The sequence below is a fragment of the Polynucleobacter sp. MWH-Svant-W18 genome (genome assembly GCF_018687495.1).
Classification (GTDB): Bacteria; Pseudomonadota; Gammaproteobacteria; order Burkholderiales; family Burkholderiaceae; genus Polynucleobacter.
The window spans coordinates 1,472,647-1,490,270 of the sequence record NZ_CP061293.1 but is presented as its reverse complement, the minus strand read 5'-3'; the positions used below and the strand labels follow the sequence as shown (position 1 = coordinate 1,490,270).

General features: G+C 46.2%; 15 protein-coding genes. 6 read left to right on the top strand and 9 right to left on the bottom strand.

What is annotated here, in order from left to right; all coding sequences use genetic code 11:
• The first annotated feature begins 13 nt into the window (after positions 1–13).
• Both groL and C2757_RS07450 read left to right on the top strand, forming a co-directional pair.
• The gene (gene groL, locus C2757_RS07455; protein WP_215373942.1) at positions 14–1,666 is read left to right on the top strand and encodes a chaperonin GroEL; all 1,653 of its coding nucleotides are present in this window, start codon (positions 14–16) and stop codon (positions 1,664–1,666) included.
• A gap of 126 nt (positions 1,667–1,792) precedes the next feature.
• Positions 1,793–2,272, top strand: coding sequence for a hypothetical protein (locus C2757_RS07450; RefSeq protein WP_215373940.1), 480 nt, complete (start codon positions 1,793–1,795; stop codon positions 2,270–2,272).
• A gap of 69 nt (positions 2,273–2,341) precedes the next feature.
• On the opposite strand, the gene C2757_RS07445 is transcribed toward C2757_RS07450, so the two are convergent.
• From C2757_RS07445 to C2757_RS07435, 3 genes are read right to left on the bottom strand one after another with little or no spacing between them, the layout of a single operon-like run.
• Positions 2,342–3,709, bottom strand: a complete 1,368-nt coding sequence (locus tag C2757_RS07445; RefSeq protein ID WP_215373938.1) for an NAD(P)(+) transhydrogenase (Re/Si-specific) subunit beta — start codon at positions 3,707–3,709, stop codon at positions 2,342–2,344.
• Positions 3,710–3,737: 28 nt separating this feature from the next.
• Complete coding sequence (locus C2757_RS07440) at positions 3,738–4,079, bottom strand: proton-translocating transhydrogenase family protein (protein WP_215373937.1); 342 nt, start codon at positions 4,077–4,079, stop codon at positions 3,738–3,740.
• A gap of 26 nt (positions 4,080–4,105) precedes the next feature.
• On the bottom strand, positions 4,106–5,236 hold the full coding sequence (locus C2757_RS07435) for a Re/Si-specific NAD(P)(+) transhydrogenase subunit alpha (protein ID WP_215373935.1): 1,131 nt from the start codon (positions 5,234–5,236) through the stop codon (positions 4,106–4,108).
• Positions 5,237–5,455: 219 nt separating this feature from the next.
• Between C2757_RS07435 and mnmA the strand changes: the two genes are divergently transcribed.
• Positions 5,456–6,526: a tRNA 2-thiouridine(34) synthase MnmA gene (mnmA, locus tag C2757_RS07430; RefSeq protein ID WP_251366730.1), complete on the top strand. Its 1,071-nt coding sequence runs from the start codon at positions 5,456–5,458 to the stop codon at positions 6,524–6,526.
• Between the two features lie 25 nt (positions 6,527–6,551).
• Here the strand turns inward: mnmA and C2757_RS07425 are convergent, their stop codons facing one another.
• Positions 6,552–7,166, bottom strand: a complete 615-nt coding sequence (locus tag C2757_RS07425) for a glutathione S-transferase (protein WP_215373931.1) — start codon at positions 7,164–7,166, stop codon at positions 6,552–6,554.
• 94 nt (positions 7,167–7,260) lie between these two features.
• On the opposite strand from C2757_RS07425, the gene purB reads away from it, so the two are divergent.
• Both purB and C2757_RS07415 read left to right on the top strand, forming a co-directional pair.
• Complete coding sequence (purB, locus tag C2757_RS07420; RefSeq protein WP_215373929.1) at positions 7,261–8,640, top strand: adenylosuccinate lyase; 1,380 nt, start codon at positions 7,261–7,263, stop codon at positions 8,638–8,640.
• A complete protein-coding gene (locus C2757_RS07415) occupies positions 8,637–9,998 on the top strand; it encodes a 3-deoxy-D-manno-octulosonic acid transferase (protein ID WP_215373928.1) in 1,362 nt (453 codons plus the stop codon). The genes purB and C2757_RS07415 overlap by 4 nt, the downstream gene beginning before the upstream one ends.
• Before the next feature lie 6 nt (positions 9,999–10,004).
• Here C2757_RS07415 and secF read toward each other — a convergent pair whose 3' ends face one another.
• The 5 genes from secF to queA all read right to left on the bottom strand — a co-directional run bounded on the left by secF (position 10,005) and on the right by queA (position 15,525).
• Positions 10,005–10,979 (bottom strand): protein translocase subunit SecF, encoded by a 975-nt coding sequence (secF, locus tag C2757_RS07410; RefSeq protein ID WP_215373926.1) that lies wholly within the window; start codon positions 10,977–10,979, stop codon positions 10,005–10,007.
• Between the two features lie 3 nt (positions 10,980–10,982).
• Entirely contained in the window at positions 10,983–12,842 is a 1,860-nt protein-coding gene (gene secD, locus C2757_RS07405; RefSeq protein WP_215373924.1) for a protein translocase subunit SecD, read from the bottom strand.
• A gap of 25 nt (positions 12,843–12,867) precedes the next feature.
• Positions 12,868–13,194 carry a preprotein translocase subunit YajC gene (gene yajC / locus C2757_RS07400; protein ID WP_215373923.1) on the bottom strand — a complete coding sequence of 109 codons (327 nt, stop codon included), beginning with the start codon at positions 13,192–13,194 and terminating at the stop codon, positions 12,868–12,870.
• 130 nt (positions 13,195–13,324) lie between these two features.
• Positions 13,325–14,482 carry a tRNA guanosine(34) transglycosylase Tgt gene (gene tgt, locus C2757_RS07395; RefSeq protein ID WP_215373921.1) on the bottom strand — a complete coding sequence of 386 codons (1,158 nt, stop codon included), beginning with the start codon at positions 14,480–14,482 and terminating at the stop codon, positions 13,325–13,327.
• A complete protein-coding gene (queA, locus tag C2757_RS07390) occupies positions 14,479–15,525 on the bottom strand; it encodes a tRNA preQ1(34) S-adenosylmethionine ribosyltransferase-isomerase QueA (protein WP_215373919.1) in 1,047 nt (348 codons plus the stop codon). The genes tgt and queA overlap by 4 nt, the downstream gene beginning before the upstream one ends.
• Positions 15,526–15,555: 30 nt before the next feature.
• Here queA and recG point away from each other — a divergent pair, with 30 nt between their 5' ends.
• Positions 15,556–17,622 (top strand): ATP-dependent DNA helicase RecG, encoded by a 2,067-nt coding sequence (gene recG, locus C2757_RS07385; RefSeq protein ID WP_215373918.1) that lies wholly within the window; start codon positions 15,556–15,558, stop codon positions 17,620–17,622.
• Positions 17,623–17,624: the final 2 nt, after the last annotated feature.

The following is a 17,624-nucleotide window of genomic DNA, read 5'->3' as shown; positions in this document are numbered from 1 at the left end:
GAGGAATTCAATCATGGCAGCAAAAGACGTTGTATTTGGAGATAACGCTCGTACCAAGATGGTCGAAGGCGTAAATATTCTTGCGAACGCAGTAAAAACAACTCTCGGACCAAAAGGTCGAAACGTTGTTATTGAGCGTTCATTCGGCGGCCCTACCATCACTAAAGATGGTGTATCAGTAGCAAAAGAAATTGAATTAAAAGACAAGCTCCAGAACATGGGCGCGCAAATGGTAAAGGAAGTTGCTTCCAAAACCGCTGACATCGCTGGTGACGGTACTACTACTGCTACTGTGTTGGCTCAGTCTATCGTACGTGAAGGTATGAAATACGTAGTTGCAGGCCATAACCCAATGGACTTGAAACGCGGTATCGATAAAGCTGTTACGGCTGCGGTCGAAGAGCTCGCAAAAATTAGCAAGCCTTGCACCACTACAAAAGAAATTGCTCAAGTAGGTTCGATTTCTGCAAACAGCGATCACAGTATTGGTCAGCGCATTGCAGAAGCAATGGAAAAAGTAGGCAAAGAAGGTGTTATCACTGTTGAAGATGGCAAGTCTTTAGAAGATGAGCTAGAAGTGGTAGAAGGAATGCAGTTTGATCGTGGCTATCTCTCTCCTTACTTCATTAACCAACCAGAGAAACAAGTTGCCGTATTGGAAAGCCCATACGTACTTTTGTTTGACAAGAAGATTGCTAACATCCGTGATTTACTCCCAGTACTCGAGCAAGTTGCCAAGTCTGGTCGTCCATTGTTGATCATTGCAGAAGATGTTGAAGGTGAGGCCTTGGCAACTTTAGTTGTGAACAATATCCGCGGAATCATTAAAACTTGTGCTGTTAAGGCTCCAGGCTTTGGAGATCGTCGTAAAGCCATGTTGGAAGACATTGCAATTTTGACTGGCGGTACTGTGATTGCTGAAGAAATTGGCCTCACACTCGAGAAAACCACTCTTGAGCACTTGGGTCAAGCAAAACGTATCGAAGTTGGCAAAGAAAACACCATCATCATTGACGGTGCTGGCGATGCTAAAGCAATTGAAGCTCGCGTGAAGAATATTCGTGTTCAGATCGAAGAAGCTACTAGCGACTATGACAAAGAAAAATTGCAAGAACGTGTAGCTAAATTAGCTGGTGGTGTTGCCGTGATTCGTGTTGGCGCTGCTACTGAAGTTGAAATGAAGGAAAAGAAAGCTCGCGTCGACGATGCATTGCATGCAACTCGTGCAGCGGTTGAAGAGGGCATTGTTCCTGGCGGTGGCGTAGCATTGATTCGTGCAATGCAAGGCATCAAAGGCCTGAAGGGCGACAATCCTGATCAAGATGCTGGTATCAGCATCGTATTACGCGCTATGCAAGAGCCATTGCGTACGATCGTTAGCAATGCCGGTGAAGATGCTGGTGTAGTTGTGAACGCCGTGCAGGAAAGCAAAGGCAATAACGGTTACAACGCGGCTACTGGTGAATATGGTGATCTCGTTGCCCAAGGTGTGATTGATCCAACTAAAGTAACTAAAACTGCATTGGTAAATGCAGCTTCTGTTGCTGGCTTGTTGCTCACTACTGACTGTGCAATTTCTGAAGCGCCAAAGGATGAGTCTGCTGGCGGCGGAATGCCTGATATGGGCGGTATGGGTGGTATGGGTGGTATGGGCGGCATGATGTAATAGCCCATTCCTTCGGCTGTTTAGCCGTGGAAAATCAAAACGCCTGGTTCATAAGACCAGGCGTTTTTTTATATGCTTTTGACTATCGAATAAACTAACTCCAGAAAAATCAATGCGAGGTATGTAATGAAGTTTGAGAAATTAGCTGTCATGGCTGCTGCGGTCTTTTTATTGGGGGGCTGTTCCGTTTATATGGCGGCACATCAGCCAACTGAAAAAAATATTGCTCTTTTTAAAGTAGGCACATCTAGAGACGCTTTAATTGCGGAGTTTGGAGTTCCAGTGACCAGCGGGGTTAGGAATGGAAAAAAATATGAAATTTATCGATTTAAACAAGGTTACAGCCAGGGAGCAAAAACTGCGCGCGCTCTTGTAGAGGGAACGGCAGACGTCTTTACTTTGGGGGTTACTGAGGTCATTAGTACTCCAGTTGAAGCTATTAATGATGGTGATCTACAAGTCTATGAAGTGACATACGATAGCAATGATTGCGTTGATCAAGTCACCATATTAACGCCTTCAGCCAATGCGATAAATACTAACATTCCTACACAGCCTAGCAACCCATCGACACGAGACTCAAGTACCGCTACTCAAGCCCAGTAGTATTTGCTGATATTCAATAAAATAAAAAAGCTGCCAACGGCAGCTTTTTTATCGTCCTAAGTAAACGACTTATTCAACCGCCTTGACCATATCCTCAACAACTTTCTTCGCATCACCGAAGACCATCATGGTTTTATCCATATAGAAGAGTTCGTTGTCTAGTCCAGCATAACCTGCTGCCATTGATCGTTTGTTCACAATAATCGTCTTGGCTTTAAATGCTTCCAAGATTGGCATACCAAAGATTGGACTACCAGGGGTACGTGCAGCCGGGTTAACAACGTCATTTGCACCAAGAATCAGCACTACATCAGCTTGTCCAAAGTCGCTATTGATATCTTCCATTTCAAATACTTGATCGTATGGAACTTCTGCTTCAGCTAAGAGTACGTTCATGTGCCCAGGCATACGGCCTGCCACTGGATGAATTGCGTACTTCACAGTCACACCATGATGAGTCAATTTCTCTGTCAGCTCCTTAAGGGCATGCTGCGCACGAGCAACTGCTAAACCATAGCCTGGGACAATGATGACTGTATCTGCGTTTTCCATCAGGAAGGCGGCATCTTCTGGTGAACCGGTTTTGTAATTCTTGGGGCTACCATCATCGCTACCGCCTGTAGCAGCTTCTGCACCAAATCCACCAAGCAAGACTGCCAAAATAGAGCGGTTCATCGCTTTACACATAATGTAGGACAAAATTGCGCCAGAAGATCCTACGCAAGCACCTGCAATAATCAAAACAGGGTTGTTTAAGGTAAAGCCAATTCCTGCGGCCGCCCAACCGGAGTAACTGTTCAACATAGAAACAACCACGGGCATATCTGCGCCACCAATTGGGATGATTAAAGTTACACCCAGAACCAATGCAATTGCACACATGGCCAAGAAAGCAGCATGACTATCAGTCATAAAGTAGGCAATGCCCCCGCCCACCATGGCGACTGCCAATATCAAGTTCAGTAAGTGTTGGCCTGAGAAGCTGACTGGCTTACCGCTGACTTTGCCAGAGAGTTTTCCAAAAGCAATTACTGAGGCGGTAAATGTAATCGCGCCAATAAATGCACCAATGAATAATTCAATTTTCTGCGCGCCAGTATGGTCATGCGTAGGATTAAATACCGCTGCAATAGCAATTAAGACTGCTGATAAACCCACAAAAGAGTGCATCAAAGCAACTAGCTCTGGCATCTTGGTCATTTGTACACGTTTGGCTGCAATGGTTCCAATGATTGCTCCGCCTACAACCGCAGCAGCAATTAACGAGACCGCTGGCTTGAAATCAGGAATAAAGAAAGTGGTAATGACAGCCAAAAGCATGCCAATCATGCCAAAGGTATTACCTTGGCGTGAAGTGGTTGGTGATGACAGGCCACGTAGTGCGAGGATAAATAGCACTGATGAAATGAGATAGGAAATAGCAGTTATGTTTGACATGATTGGGTCTCTATAGATCTTGTTCTATTTATTTGGCTACATCAGCCGCATTTGCCTTCGGTGCTTTTTTCTTAAACATTTCTAGCATGCGCCGCGTGACCATAAAGCCACCAAAAATATTGATAGATGCGAGGAAAACGGCAACAGCGCCAATAATGCTGGTGAGGGTGATTTCATCGCCACCTATTACCTCGGTTTGTAAAAGTGCACCCACAATAATGATTCCAGAAATAGCATTAGTCACTGCCATTAGAGGGGTGTGCAGGGCAGGAGTGACGTTCCAAACAACGTGATAGCCAACAAAGATGGCGAGTACAAACACAGTGATGTTTTGGACGGTAAGGATGCTTTGAAAAGCAGCGAGATCCATGATGTTTCCTTCTTATGAATGTTCTATTAGTTTTTACGGACGGCTTGGCCATCACGGCACATTAAGCAGGCAGTAACAATGTCGTCATCAGTTGGAATGACTAACTTCGCTTCTTTATCAATAATCAATTTCATGAAATCGATTAAGTTCCGTGCATAAAGTGCGGATGCATCAGCGGCAACCATGCTAGCTAAATTGGTGTAGCCCACAATTTTCACGCCATTGATGTCCACAACTTTGTCTGCTTGAGTCAAAGGGCAGTTACCAGAACCATTGTCACCACGACCAGCGGCAATATCAATCACTATAGAGCCAGGTTTCATATTGGCTACGGTGTCGCTGTGTAAAAGAACTGGCGGTTTACGACCAGGAATCAAGGCGGTGGTAATGACGATATCTGCTTGCTGTGCGCGCTCGGCAACCAAGGTGGCTTGACGTTTCATCCAGGCCTCTGGCATAGGGCGGGCATAGCCACCAACACCTTGAGCAATCTCACGCTCTTCATCAGTTTCGTAAGGAACATCAACAAACTTAGCGCCAAGAGACTCAATTTGTTCTTTCGCAGCCGGACGGACATCAGATGCTTCAATCACAGCGCCAAGACGCTTAGCGGTAGCAATCGCTTGCAAACCCGCTACACCTGCTCCCAGAATCAAGACGCGCGCAGCTTTAACTGTACCGGCTGCAGTCATGAGCATCGGCATAAAGCGTTGATATTCATTAGCCGCAATCATCACTGCTTTGTAACCAGCAATGTTTGCTTGTGATGACAAGACGTCCATACTTTGTGCACGAGTGGTGCGAGGTGCAGCTTCTAGTGAGAACGCAGTAATACCTTGGGCCGCCATTGCTGCGATGTTGTCATTATCAAATGGATCGAGCATGCCAATCAGCACGCTACCAGATTGAATTTGTTTCAGCTCAGCGGCCTCTGGCGCACGGACCTTCAGAACAATTTCAGCACCAAAGGCATCCGCTGCAGTGCCAATTGTGGCACCAACAGCTGCATAAGCAGAGTCGGGCTGACTTGCTTGTACGCCAGCATCTTTTTGGATGACAACAGTGTGGCCTTGGCCAATCAGTTTTTTAACGGTTTCTGGTGTGGCAGCAACTCGAGTTTCCCCGGGCCTAGTTTCCAGTGGCACTCCTATGCGCATGGCATGTCTCCAAAAGCAAAATTTTTCAAAAAATCTATTTTAGTTAAATGGGCTTAGTTGCACCCATTTACTGACCTTCATGTCCACTTGCAGAGTTTTTGGCTAATTACCAGCTAAATCAGGCTAAGACTTTTACAATATGGACTGTTAGCTTATAGTGAATTTTCGCATTTTTTGATGATCCAGCTCAATTCTTCCTCAATACCACCTACAAACCCCATGAAAGTCGTTATTGGCATGTCTGGAGGGGTTGATTCGTCGGTAGCAGCCTGGATGCTCAAGGAGCAGGGCTATGAGGTAGTAGGCCTTTTCATGAAAAATTGGGAAGATGACGATAACGATGAATATTGCTCCGCACGCCAAGATTGGCTGGATGTTGTCTCAGTGGCCGATTTAATTGGGATTGATGTTGAGGCAGTCAATTTTGCTGCTGAGTATCGCGAACGCGTCTTTGCGGACTTTTTACGCGAGTACGCTGCAGGGCGAACTCCAAATCCGGATGTCTTGTGTAATGCAGAAATTAAATTCAAGGCCTTCTTAGATCACGCAATGAGTTTAGGTGCTGATGCGATTGCTACTGGGCACTATGCAAGAGTACGCCATGAAGATGGCAAGGCACAATTATTGAAAGCAATAGACGCAACTAAAGATCAAAGCTATTTTTTACACCGTCTAACGCAGCAACAGTTGGCTAATGTGATGTTTCCTTTGGGAGAGATTCCGAAAACAGAAGTGCGTAAGATTGCTGAAAAAATTGGTTTACACAATGCGCGCAAAAAAGATAGCACCGGTATTTGTTTTATTGGGGAGCGCCCGTTCAGAGAATTCCTAAACCGATATTTACCACGCACACCTGGTCCGATTAAAACACCTGAAGGCAAGACTGTGGGTGAACATATGGGCTTAGCATTTTTTACCTTAGGTCAACGCAAAGGTATTGGCTTGGGTGGCAGTCAAGATGGGAATGGGGATGCTTGGTATGTGGCGCGTAAGGACATGGCCAATAACACTTTATATGTGGCTCAAGGTCATGAACACCCATGGTTGCTGGCTAATAGGTTAGAGGCGATGGACGCAAGTTGGATTGCAGGCGTAGCACCAGATTCCGGAAGTTACTCTGCAAAGACACGTTATCGCCAAGCGGATTCCGCTTGCACATTCAACTTAGCGGATGCCCCTTTGCAATTTGGATTAAGTTTTCCAGAGGCTCAATGGGCAGTCACTCCAGGACAGTCAGCGGTTCTCTACGATGGTGATATTTGTTTAGGCGGCGGAATTATTTCCGCCTAATCCCATCAGTAGTTTGAAAACTAATTTATGCCGCAGGTGGTTCAGTTTCAATAAATGAAGGTCTTTGCAGCAACTTTTGATAAAGACGATCTAAGTTCAGGTGTTTAGCTTGCCATTTCACATCTGGAAAGCGGAATAATAAATATCCCAGCGCACAACCTGTTGCAATATCTGCTAAGGTGATTTGATTGCCGTGACACCAAGTATTTTCAGCAAGCTTTTCAGACATTTCTTCTAGCGCATCATCAATTTTGCCCATTTGACGATCAACCCAAGCCGAGCTTTGTTGCTCAGCTGGACGCCAAGTGCGCTCAAGACGAGCCAAAATGCCGGCGTCCATGATGCCGTCAGCCAATGTTTCCCAGGTTTTGACTGAAGCCCGTTCACGGTTATCGCCAGGAATGAGCTTACTAACAGGGCTTAAGGCATCTGCATATTCGGCAATGACCCGGGAATCATAAATAGCTTCCCCATCCTCCAAAATGAGGCAAGGAACCTTCCCTAGGGGGTTGGAATTGGTGATTTTGCTGTCAGCTGCCCATACATTCTCGAGTTCCAGGTCAACATCGACCTTTTTCTCTGAAAAAACAATGCGTACTTTGCGTACATAGGGGCTGGTAAGGGATCCGATGAGTTTCATGGGCACAGTATAGCCATCCTAAAGGGGGTTTGCTCGATCCGGGAACGCATTAAAATTGGGTTTTATTGACATATTCAATGCAAAGGCAATATTCGTGAGTCAGCCGCTTTCCACCCTCAATGCCCTCTCCCCTTTAGATGGCCGCTATGCCGGCAAACTTGATGCCCTGCGCCCTTGGCTTTCTGAGGCAGCTTTTATGCGCCAGCGAGTGTTTGTAGAGATTCATTGGCTATTAGCCTTAGCCGCTGCCGGCCTTCCTGATGTGCCGAAAATTAATGCTGCTGATGAAGCTTTCTTGCTCGCGCTTCCAGAAAACTTTTCAGATGTGGATGCGCAGCGCATTAAAGATATTGAAGCTGTCACAAATCACGATGTCAAAGCGGTTGAATATTTCTTAAAAGAAAAAGTAGCAGGGCGTCCTGATTTGTTAAAAGCAAGTGAGTTCATTCATTTTGCTTGCACCTCTGAAGATATCAATAACACTTCACATGGTTTGATGTTGCGCGGCGCGCGGGATGAAGTGCTTTTACCTCAACTAAACAAAGTGCTTTCAGTCTTAACTGAGCTGGCTCTTGAGAACGCCAAAGTACCTTTGCTCTCTCGTACGCATGGCCAACCTGCTTCTCCAAGCACTCTCGGTAAAGAAATCGCCAATATTGCAAAACGTCTTGAGCACGCAATTGAATCTATTGCTGCTGTTCCTTTATTGGGAAAGATGAATGGTGCAGTGGGTAACTACAATGCGCACTTATCTGCATACCCAGATTTTGATTGGGAGAGCTTTTCTAAGAATGTCGTTGAGAAACGTCTAGGCTTAACATTTAATCCTTATACGATTCAAATTGAGCCACACGATGGCATGGCTCAGTTATTCGATGCTATTGCCCGTGCAAATACCATTCTCTTAGATATGGACCGAGATTTTTGGGCTTATATTTCTATTGGATACTTCAAGCAACGCACTAAAGCCGGTGAGATTGGTTCGTCTACTATGCCTCACAAAGTAAATCCGATTGACTTTGAAAACTCTGAAGGTAACTTGGGCATTGCTAACGCATTGTTACGCCACCTTGCGGAAAAATTACCAATCTCTCGCTGGCAGCGTGATCTCACGGATTCCACAGTATTACGGAATTTAGGTCCTGCATTTGGCCATAGCGTATTAGCTTATGACAGCGCTCTTCGTGGTCTTGGTAAGTTGGAGGTCAATCATGCCGCGATTGCTGCAGACTTGGATGCGTGCTGGGAAGTATTAGCAGAACCAGTACAAACAGTGATGCGTCGTTATGGCATTGAAAATCCCTATGAGCAGCTAAAAGAATTGACTCGCGGTAAAGGAATTAACCAAGCAGATCTACAAACTTTTATTCGAGGGCTCAAGATTCCAGAAGATGCAAAAGCACGCTTGCTGGAGATGACGCCGTCTTCCTATCTAGGCAAGGCAGTTGAACTGACAGAGCGCCTTAAAAAGTGAGTGTACGCACTGACTCAGATTACGGGGCACGACCTCTAATCTGGTTTACTGCTTATCAACTGCTGTGGCATCTATTATTGCCATTAGCATTTATCCGCTTGGCTTGGCGCGCTCGCCATTCTTTTGCATACATGCACCACATTCCAGAGCGACTTGGCTTTGGCTATGACAAACCAATTCAGCAGGGGTCTATTTGGATTCATGCGGTATCTGTTGGTGAGACTAGGGCGGCTCAACCATTAATTGAAGCCTATCTTGCCAGTGGCGAAACCATTTTATTGACACATATGACTTTAAATGGTCGCCGCACCGGAAGGCAGTTGTTTGGTAAAGAAATTGCTGCGGGTCAAATCCATCAGGTGTATTTGCCTTACGACTTGTGTTGGTCTGTAGAGAATTTTCTGAAGTCTTTTAAACCTAAGCTTGGCCTCTTTATGGAAACTGAAGCATGGCCAACGGTAGTCTTTCGTTGTGCGGATCTTAGATTGCCTTTGTTTCTAGTAAACGCGCGCCTTTCTGAACGTAGTGCACGGCGTGTAAATCGTTTTGGTAAGGCAGGTCGCGCATTATTTCAGGCGTTTAAAGGAATTTTGGCGCAAACCGATTTTGATGCGCAGCGATATCGCAGTCTTGGTGTGCGCAATGTCAGCATTGTTGGCAATCTCAAATTTGACGTGCCGCTTGATCCTCAGTTAGTTGCCCAAGGACAATTATGGCAACAAGATTTACATGCAAGCAATCGAATGATGGTGTGCGCTGCTAGTACCCGTGATGGAGAAGAGGCCATCATCCTCAAGGCTTGGAAAGATTTGTTATCGAGTAATACATTTGAACTTGCGCCATTACTTTGCATCGTGCCACGTCACCCAGAAAGATTTACTGAGGTTGCTGACCAGATTCAGGATGCAGGCTTAGCATTTCGCCGTCGTAGCGAGTGGACTGGGGTTCCAAAAGATTGCAGCAGTGTGGATGTCATCCTAGGCGATTCAATGGGCGAGATGCCCATGTACTACAGCGCGGCTGATTTGGTTTTAATGGGCGGCAGTCTCCTGCCTTTTGGTGGACAGAATCTTATTGAGGCTTGTGCTGCAGGCTGCCCCGTTCTTCTAGGGGAGCACACCTATAACTTTCAACAGGCCGCTTTAGATGCCCTGACAGCAGGTGCTGCAAAGCGGATTCAGGGCGACTTATTACTAGGTGACTCAATTGCTTTGATGGAGGCTCTGAAAAACTTGCTTTTAAATACCGCTGAGCTTGGCAAGATGAGTGCGGCTGCTAAGGCCTATTCAATCGAACATCAAGGTGCAACTAAAAGAATCTTAGTTGACCTTGAGCAACAGAATTTCTCTCTCAGTTAGGGTGTTTCAAACCCTTGCCCCGTAGTTGGGGTCATCATTACGAGCGTTGTCGTCAGGCTTTTTATCACCCTTCACCAAGTCCTCACGCGTTACACCTAGCCACATTGCCAAGGCTGCTGCAACGAATACTGAAGAATAGATACCAAACAAAATACCAATTGTTAGTGCTAGGGCGAAGTAGAAGAGAGTTGGACCGCCAAATATCAACATGGCTAACACCATCATTTCAGTACTGCCGTGAGTAATTACTGTACGGCTAATGGTGCTGGTAATTGCGTTATCGATAATCTCGCGAGTATTCATCTTGTGGTACTTGCGGAAGTTCTCGCGAATTCGGTCAAAGATCACCACAGATTCATTTACAGAGTATCCCAAGACAGCAAGCACTGCAGCCAGGACGGAGAGTGAGAACTCCCACTGGAAAAAAGCAAAGAAACCAAGGATGATTACCACGTCATGCAAGTTCGCAATGATGCCGGCTACTGCAAACTTCCACTCAAAGCGGAAGGAAAGGTAAACAACAATGCCAATAATCACAAATATCAGTGCTTTTAGGCCATCCATGGCGAGTTCTTGACCAACTTGCGGTCCCACAAACTCAACTCGTTGAAGTTTTGCGCCTGAGCTTGCTGGTTCAAGGGCCTGCATTACTGCTGCGCTTTGATCCGCAGAGGAGATCATTTTGCCTGCAGCATCTTTTTGCAATGGCAGGCGAATCATGACATCACGTGAGCTACCAAAGTTTTGGATTTGGGTATCTGCATAACCCAGTTTCTCGACCTTAGCACGGATCGAATCTAGTGGCGCAGTTTGGGGGTAGCTGACCTCCATCACTGTACCGCCAGTAAATTCGATGGAGAGATGTAAGCCGTTGTGCCATAGGAAAAATACTGCAGCTAAAAAAGTAATGAAAGAAATCGCATTGAGCACCAACGCATGGCGCATGAAAGGAATATCTTTTTTGATGCGGAAAAATTCCATAGCTTATTTCTCCTGGGGGCGCCAAACTTGGCCAATAGCGAGTTTTTGAATCTTCTTGTGTCTGCCGTACCAAAGGTTAACAAGGCCACGCGAGAAGAAGACAGCCGAGAACATCGAAGTCAAAATACCCAGGCAATGCACAACCGCAAATCCTTTGATTGGGCCCGAACCAAAAGCCAATAAGGCAAGGCCGGCAATTAAGGTAGTGACGTTGGAATCCAAAATAGTTGCCCAAGCCTTATCAAAGCCAACGGCGATAGCAGTTTGAGGCGATGCTCCATTGCGTAGTTCTTCACGTATACGCTCATTAATTAAAACGTTTGAGTCAATCGCCATACCGAGCGCTAAAGCCATCGCAGCAATTCCAGGCAAGGTCAGAGTTGCCTGCAACATCGATAGTACGGAGATCAGTAGTAGTAGGTTGACGGCAAGAGCGACTACCGAGAAAGTGCCAAACAGCAAATAGTAGGCAATCATAAAAATAGCAATGGCTGCAAAGCCGATTAAAAGAGACTTAAAGCCTTTTTCAATATTCTCAGCACCTAAACTTGGGCCAATAGTGCGCTCTTCAATGATTTCCATCGGGGCTGCTAATGAGCCTGCACGGAGTAAGAGTGCTAAGTCATTCGCACTAGCAGTAGTTGGTTGGCCAGTAATTTGGAACTTGGAGCCGAACTCACCTTGAATGGTGGCAATTGTCAAAACTTCGCCTTTGCCTTTTTCAAACAAAATCATACCCATGGGCTTGCCAATATTCTCGCGTGTGACTTCTTGCATGACTCTTCCGCCAGCAGCATCAAGTGAGATATTCACAGCAGGGCGTTGATTTTGATCAAAGCCAGCACTCGCATCAGTAATGCTTTCGCCACTAAAGATGACTGATTTTTTGAAAACCCCTAAACGGTTTTCTCCGAAGCGGAAGGTGTCCATGCCGGGTGGAGGAGTTTCACCAACATTAATGGTCGAAACGATAGGATCTGCGAGGCGGGACTCTAGAGTTGCTGTTCGTCCAATAATGTCTTTCGCGCGAGCGGTATCTTGAACACCAGGCAATTGCACCACGATACGTTCGGCACCTTGTTGTTGAATGACCGGTTCTTTAACTGCTAACTCATTTACCCGCTTGTTTAAGGTAATGATATTTTGTTTAACCGCGTTATCCTGAATTTCTTTCAAAGCCGTAGGTTTAAATTCGCCAACCAATTTAGGTGATAAGCCGGTAGGTTTAACTTGCCAAATGAGTTCAGGTTGAGAGGTCATTAATACAGCGCGAGCAGCATCTGCATCCGAAGTATTACCAAAATTAATGGTGATATTGTCTGCGCCGCGCTCAATACCTTGATGGCGGATATTTTTATCGCGCAATTGGGCGCGAATATCAGCTGCGAGGGACGTCACTTTCTTCTGGACGGCACCCTTCATATCTACTTGTAATAAGAAGTACACCCCGCCGCGCAGATCAAGACCCAAAGGCATCGGTAGGGCATTGATCGCATGCAACCAGTCTGGAGTGTTTGATAAGAGATTTAATGCAACGGTAAAGTTTGGATCATTTTGATCGGTATTGATTTTTTGTTGCAGCAGATCACGGGCGCGGAGCTGGGTGTCTGTATTACTAAAACGAATTTTGATAGAGCCTACATTGGCGGCGTTCTCAAAGAAAACGCCGGTGTTGCTGATGTCAGCCTCGGCCAAAATCTTTTCTACACGAGCTTGCGTCGCCAAATCAACCTTGATGGTTGGTTTGGCGGACGAGATTTGAACTGCTGGTGCCTCACCATAGAAATTGGGTAATGAATATAGTCCGCCAATTAATAAAGCAATGGCAATAACTATATATTTCCAGAGTGGGTAGCGATTCATATGCAGTAACTTTTAAGCAAAGAGATTAAGCAGACTTCAGAGTGCCTTTTGGCAACACAGTAGTAATTGCACCCTTTTGCAATTGCACTTCAGTACCAGCTGCAATTTCAACAGTAACTACTTGATCTTTTAATGCAGATACTTTGCCCATGATGCCGCCAACGGTGACTACTTCATCGCCAACAGCTAATGCTTCTAGCATCGCTTTAGCTTCTTTTTGACGCTTCATTTGTGGGCGAATCATGATGAAGTACAAAACTGCAAACATCAAAATTAATGGGAGAAAGCTCATCAGGCCACCAGAATCTGCGCCCGCAGCTGGAGCTTGGGCAAAAGCGTTACTAATCCACATATAAAACCTCCGTTAAAGACTATTTGGAAACTGCTTTAGTTTTAGGCTTTTAAGTAAAGCCCTAAACCCGCAATTCTAAACTGTATGGGGCTACGGAGCGGTTTTCAGGCTCTATCCCCTTATGGGGCTATTAATCCTGCCCAGGCTCAACCCCACGTTGGCGATTGGTATGAAATTCTTCTCGATACGCGCTAAAACGATCTTTGCTCAAGGCTTCCCTCACCTCGGTCATTAATTGAAGGTAGTAAGACAGGTTGTGGATGGTATTGAGTTGTGATCCTAGGATCTCATTGGCCTTTTGTAGGTGGTTTAAATAGGACCTAGTGAAGTTTTGACAGGTATAGCAAGCACAGGTCGGGTCAACAGGGCGATCATCGTCCTTATAGCCAGAATTACGAAGCTTCAGATCGCCAAAGCGTGTGAAGAGCCAACCATTGCGCGCATTGCGGGTAGGCATCACGCAATCAAACATATCTATCCCCAAACTCACCCCCAAAATCAAGTCCTCGGGGGTTCCCACCCCCATCAGGTAATGGGGCATATGTTCAGGTAGCTTAGGGGCTGTGAAGTTCAAAATACGTTCAAATTCAGGCTTGGGTTCTCCAACGGAAAGACCGCCAATTGCAATTCCATCAAAACCCTGCTGGCTAACAGCATCTAAAGAAAATTCACGGAGATTTTCAAACATGCCGCCCTGGACGATACCAAAGAGACCATTGCCGGTATTGAGTTCCCGAAAGCGTTTCAGGGAGCGATCACCCCAACGCAAAGACATCTCCAAAGAGGCACGTGCAGTTTTCTCTGAGGTGGGTTGTCCCTTCATTTCATATGGGGTGCATTCATCAAACTGCATAGCGATATCACTATTTAATACCGCTTGAATTTCCATTGAGACCTCTGGAGACATAAAAAGTTTGTCACCATTAATCGGGGAAGCAAAAGTCACACCCTCTTCTGAAATCTTTCGTAGTGCTCCCAGGCTAAAAACTTGAAAGCCTCCAGAGTCAGTTAGGATTGGCTTATCCCATCCCATAAAACGATGCAGACCACCATGCTTTTGAATCACGTCTAAACCTGGGCGCAACCACAGATGGAACGTATTCCCTAAAATAATTTGCGCCTTGGCTTCATGCAGATCACGTGGAGTCATTGCCTTCACAGTGCCATAGGTTCCGACGGGCATAAAAATCGGTGTTTGCACGCTGCCATGTGGAAGATCAAGTTGACCAAGGCGAGCAGGGCTTTGTGAGTCGCGGGCCAAAATATTAAAGTGGACAGGTTTGGTCATGGCTTTGTATTCTCAAGTCGGGATAAAAACATCGCATCTCCGTAGCTAAAGAAACGATACTTTTGAGCAATGGCGTGTTGATAGGCAGCGCGGATATTGTGCATCCCCGCAAAGGCGCTTACCAGCATTAACAGAGTAGATTTTGGCAGATGAAAGTTTGTGAGCAAACAATCCACAGTTTTAAACTGAAAGCCAGGGGTAATAAAGAGGTTGGTCTCCCCGCTACTTTGTTGGCTGATAGCCTGGCTCTCTAGGGCTCTGAGGCTAGTTGTACCCACGGCAATCACTCGTCCACCCCGGCTTTTCGTTTCTTTAATTGCTTGCAAGGTTGCTTCTGGAATGGAGAACCACTCATAGTGCATCTTATGCTTAGAGAGATCTTCCTCGCGGACTGGGGTAAAGGTGCCAGCACCCACATGAAGCGTAACTGTAGCCTGCTGGACTCCTAGATTCTTTAATTCCTGCAGAATGGATTGATCAAAATGAAGTCCTGCAGTGGGTGCTGCGACCGCCCCAGGATTTTTAGCTACTACCGTTTGATAGCGTTGCGCATCCTCACCATCAGGGCGGTGTTCGATATAGGGTGGAAGTGGCAGTTCACCAAATCTTTCCAGCAAGGCAAATACATTTTCTGGAAAGCGAACTTCGTAAAAACGCCCATCGTAGCCAATCATTTCTACTGGAAAAGACTCTCCTGCTGGATTGTGAATGTGAACAATGGAACCTGTTTTAGGAACCTTTGACGCTCTAATTTGGACCCAGGCTTGTTTATCTCCGCTAATGCGCTCGATCAGTAACTCAACATTACCCCCAGTCTCTTTATTGCCATGGAGTCGTGCCGGAATAACCTTAGTGTCATTAAAGACTAGTAAATCCCCAGGTTTGATAAGGCCAAGGATGTCCTTAAACTGGCGATCAAGTAATACCGCGTGACCAGGCCCGTCAGCCTTGACCTCTAAAAGGCGGCTATCAGTTCGATTGGCCAGTGGGTGCTGGGCAATTAGATCGGCAGGAAGTTCGTAATTGAAGTCGGAGAGTTGCATAGCATTACCATCAGGTATTGGATTTTAACGATGACTACCAAACCAACGCCAAGCACACTCCAAAAGATGGGTTTAGACAGCCCAATGGCCCTTGCCTTGCATCTTCCTTCTCGATATGAGGATGAGACAGAGTTATTCACCATCGAAGAGGCATTAAACCAGGGCCGGTTCAGTTCAGCCCAAACCCAAGGTGTCGTCATTCGTAATCAGGTTTTATTTAGACCCAGGCGACAGATGTTGGTCACAATTGAGGATGACACCGGCACTTTGCAGCTCCGCTTCCTGAACTTCTATCCAAGTCAGCAAAAGCAAATGGCAGTTGGCACCCATATTCGGGTTCGCGGCGAAGTGCGCGAAGGATTTCAAGGCCCAGAAATGGTTCATCCTACAGTGAAAGCTGTTGCAGTTGATGCGCCACTGCCAACGAGCTTAACCCCGGTTTATCCAGCGAGCGCTGGTATTTCACAGACAGTGATTCGTAAGGCAGTTGCACAAGCATTGCGTGACCCAAGTTTACGAGACAGTTTGGCAGAGTTTCTTCCTGCTGCCTTGATGCAAGAATTGCTTCCAAGCAATGATTGGCCTAGTTTGCAAGCTGCCATTCAGTATCTGCATCAACCCCCTTCCGATGCAAATACTCAGGCTCTACTAGAAAGAACTCATCCAGCCTGGCGGCGTGTTCAGTTTGAAGAATTGCTCGCGCAGCAAATTTCATTAAAGCGCGCACATGCGATTCGAAGAGAGCGTCATGCCCCGAGCTTTACAAAGCCTCGTAACGATAAAAGCCTAGAGGCAAGCCTACTGAAAGTGCTTCCCTTTAAATTGACTGCTGCACAAGATCGCGTTTGGTCAGAGATCGGGAAAGATCTAGAACAATCCTTTCCGATGAATCGTCTCTTACAGGGCGATGTAGGTAGTGGTAAGACTGTGGTGGCCGCTTTAGCCGCTGCACGCGTTATGGATCATGGCTATCAAGCAGCTGTTATGGCGCCGACGGAGATCTTAGCCGAACAACACTACCTCAAGATGAAGGAATGGTTTGCGCCATTAGGTGTGCAGATCGCTTGGCTGTCTGGAAGTCTTAAGGCTAAAGATAAAAAATTGGCTCAAGAAATGATTGAGAGCGGTACTGCACAACTCATCGTAGGCACCCATGCACTCATCCAAGAAAGCGTGAGTTTTGCGAAGCTAGGATTAGCGGTAATTGATGAGCAACATCGTTTTGGAGTGAGGCAGCGTTTAGAGATTCAGCAACGACTCGGATCTGAATTGTTTTATTGCCATCAACTCATGATGTCTGCAACACCGATTCCGCGGACTTTAGCTATGACGTATTACGCCGATCTTGATGTTTCTGTGATTGATGAACTACCTCCCGGAAGAAAGCCCATCGCTACCAAGGTGATTAAATCCAGCCGCCGTGACGAGGTCATTGGCGGTTTACAAAGTTGGCTAGCTAAAGGATTGCAAGCATATTGGGTTTGTCCATTGATTGAAGAGTCTGAAGCACTCCAGTTGCAAACAGCAGTCGAAAGTTTTGAGCAGCTTACACAAGCTTTACCTGGCTTTAAGGTCGGCTTAGTTCACGGTCGTTTAAAAGCAGAAGAAAAAGCAGCGGTGATGGCTGCATTTAAGGCCAATGAAATTCAACTCTTAGTGGCAACCACCGTTATTGAGGTCGGGGTAGACGTGCCCAATGCTGCGCTGATGGTGATTGAGCATGCTGAGCGTTTTGGTTATGCTCAAATTCACCAGTTGAGAGGGCGCGTAGGGCGTGGATCGGCTGATTCAGTATGTCTTTTGATGTATGCAGAGCCCTTATCCATGGCTGCCAAAGAACGTCTGCAAACCTTGCGTGAGGTCTCGGATGGTTTTGTGATTGCTGAGCGAGATCTTTCGCTTCGGGGTCCAGGTGAATTACTCGGGGCAAAACAATCTGGTGATGCGATGTTGCGTTTTGTAGATCTACAACGGGATGCCTGGTTGATTGAATTGGCTCAGAAGGCTGCTGATCGCTTACTCGCTGAGCATGCAGATTTAGTTGAACGCCATCTGGAGCGATGGCTTGGATCACGTGCTGAATTTCTGAAGGCCTGATA

What these genes read in the sequence shown, in the direction of transcription:
- groL (WP_215373942.1), top strand. Translation starts at nt 14, where the DNA reads ATGGCAGCAAAAGACGTTGTATTTGGAGATAACGCTCGTACCAAGATG.
- C2757_RS07450 (WP_215373940.1), top strand. Translation starts at nt 1,793, where the DNA reads ATGAAGTTTGAGAAATTAGCTGTCATGGCTGCTGCGGTCTTTTTATTG.
- C2757_RS07445 (WP_215373938.1), bottom strand. Translation starts at nt 3,709, where the DNA reads ATGTCAAACATAACTGCTATTTCCTATCTCATTTCATCAGTGCTATTT.
- C2757_RS07440 (WP_215373937.1), bottom strand. Translation starts at nt 4,079, where the DNA reads ATGGATCTCGCTGCTTTTCAAAGCATCCTTACCGTCCAAAACATCACT.
- C2757_RS07435 (WP_215373935.1), bottom strand. Translation starts at nt 5,236, where the DNA reads ATGCGCATAGGAGTGCCACTGGAAACTAGGCCCGGGGAAACTCGAGTT.
- mnmA (WP_251366730.1), top strand. Translation starts at nt 5,456, where the DNA reads ATGAAAGTCGTTATTGGCATGTCTGGAGGGGTTGATTCGTCGGTAGCA.
- C2757_RS07425 (WP_215373931.1), bottom strand. Translation starts at nt 7,166, where the DNA reads ATGAAACTCATCGGATCCCTTACCAGCCCCTATGTACGCAAAGTACGC.
- secF (WP_215373926.1), bottom strand. Translation starts at nt 10,979, where the DNA reads ATGGAATTTTTCCGCATCAAAAAAGATATTCCTTTCATGCGCCATGCG.
- secD (WP_215373924.1), bottom strand. Translation starts at nt 12,842, where the DNA reads ATGAATCGCTACCCACTCTGGAAATATATAGTTATTGCCATTGCTTTA.
- yajC (WP_215373923.1), bottom strand. Translation starts at nt 13,194, where the DNA reads ATGTGGATTAGTAACGCTTTTGCCCAAGCTCCAGCTGCGGGCGCAGAT.
- tgt (WP_215373921.1), bottom strand. Translation starts at nt 14,482, where the DNA reads ATGACCAAACCTGTCCACTTTAATATTTTGGCCCGCGACTCACAAAGC.
- queA (WP_215373919.1), bottom strand. Translation starts at nt 15,525, where the DNA reads ATGCAACTCTCCGACTTCAATTACGAACTTCCTGCCGATCTAATTGCC.
- recG (WP_215373918.1), top strand. Translation starts at nt 15,556, where the DNA reads ATGACTACCAAACCAACGCCAAGCACACTCCAAAAGATGGGTTTAGAC.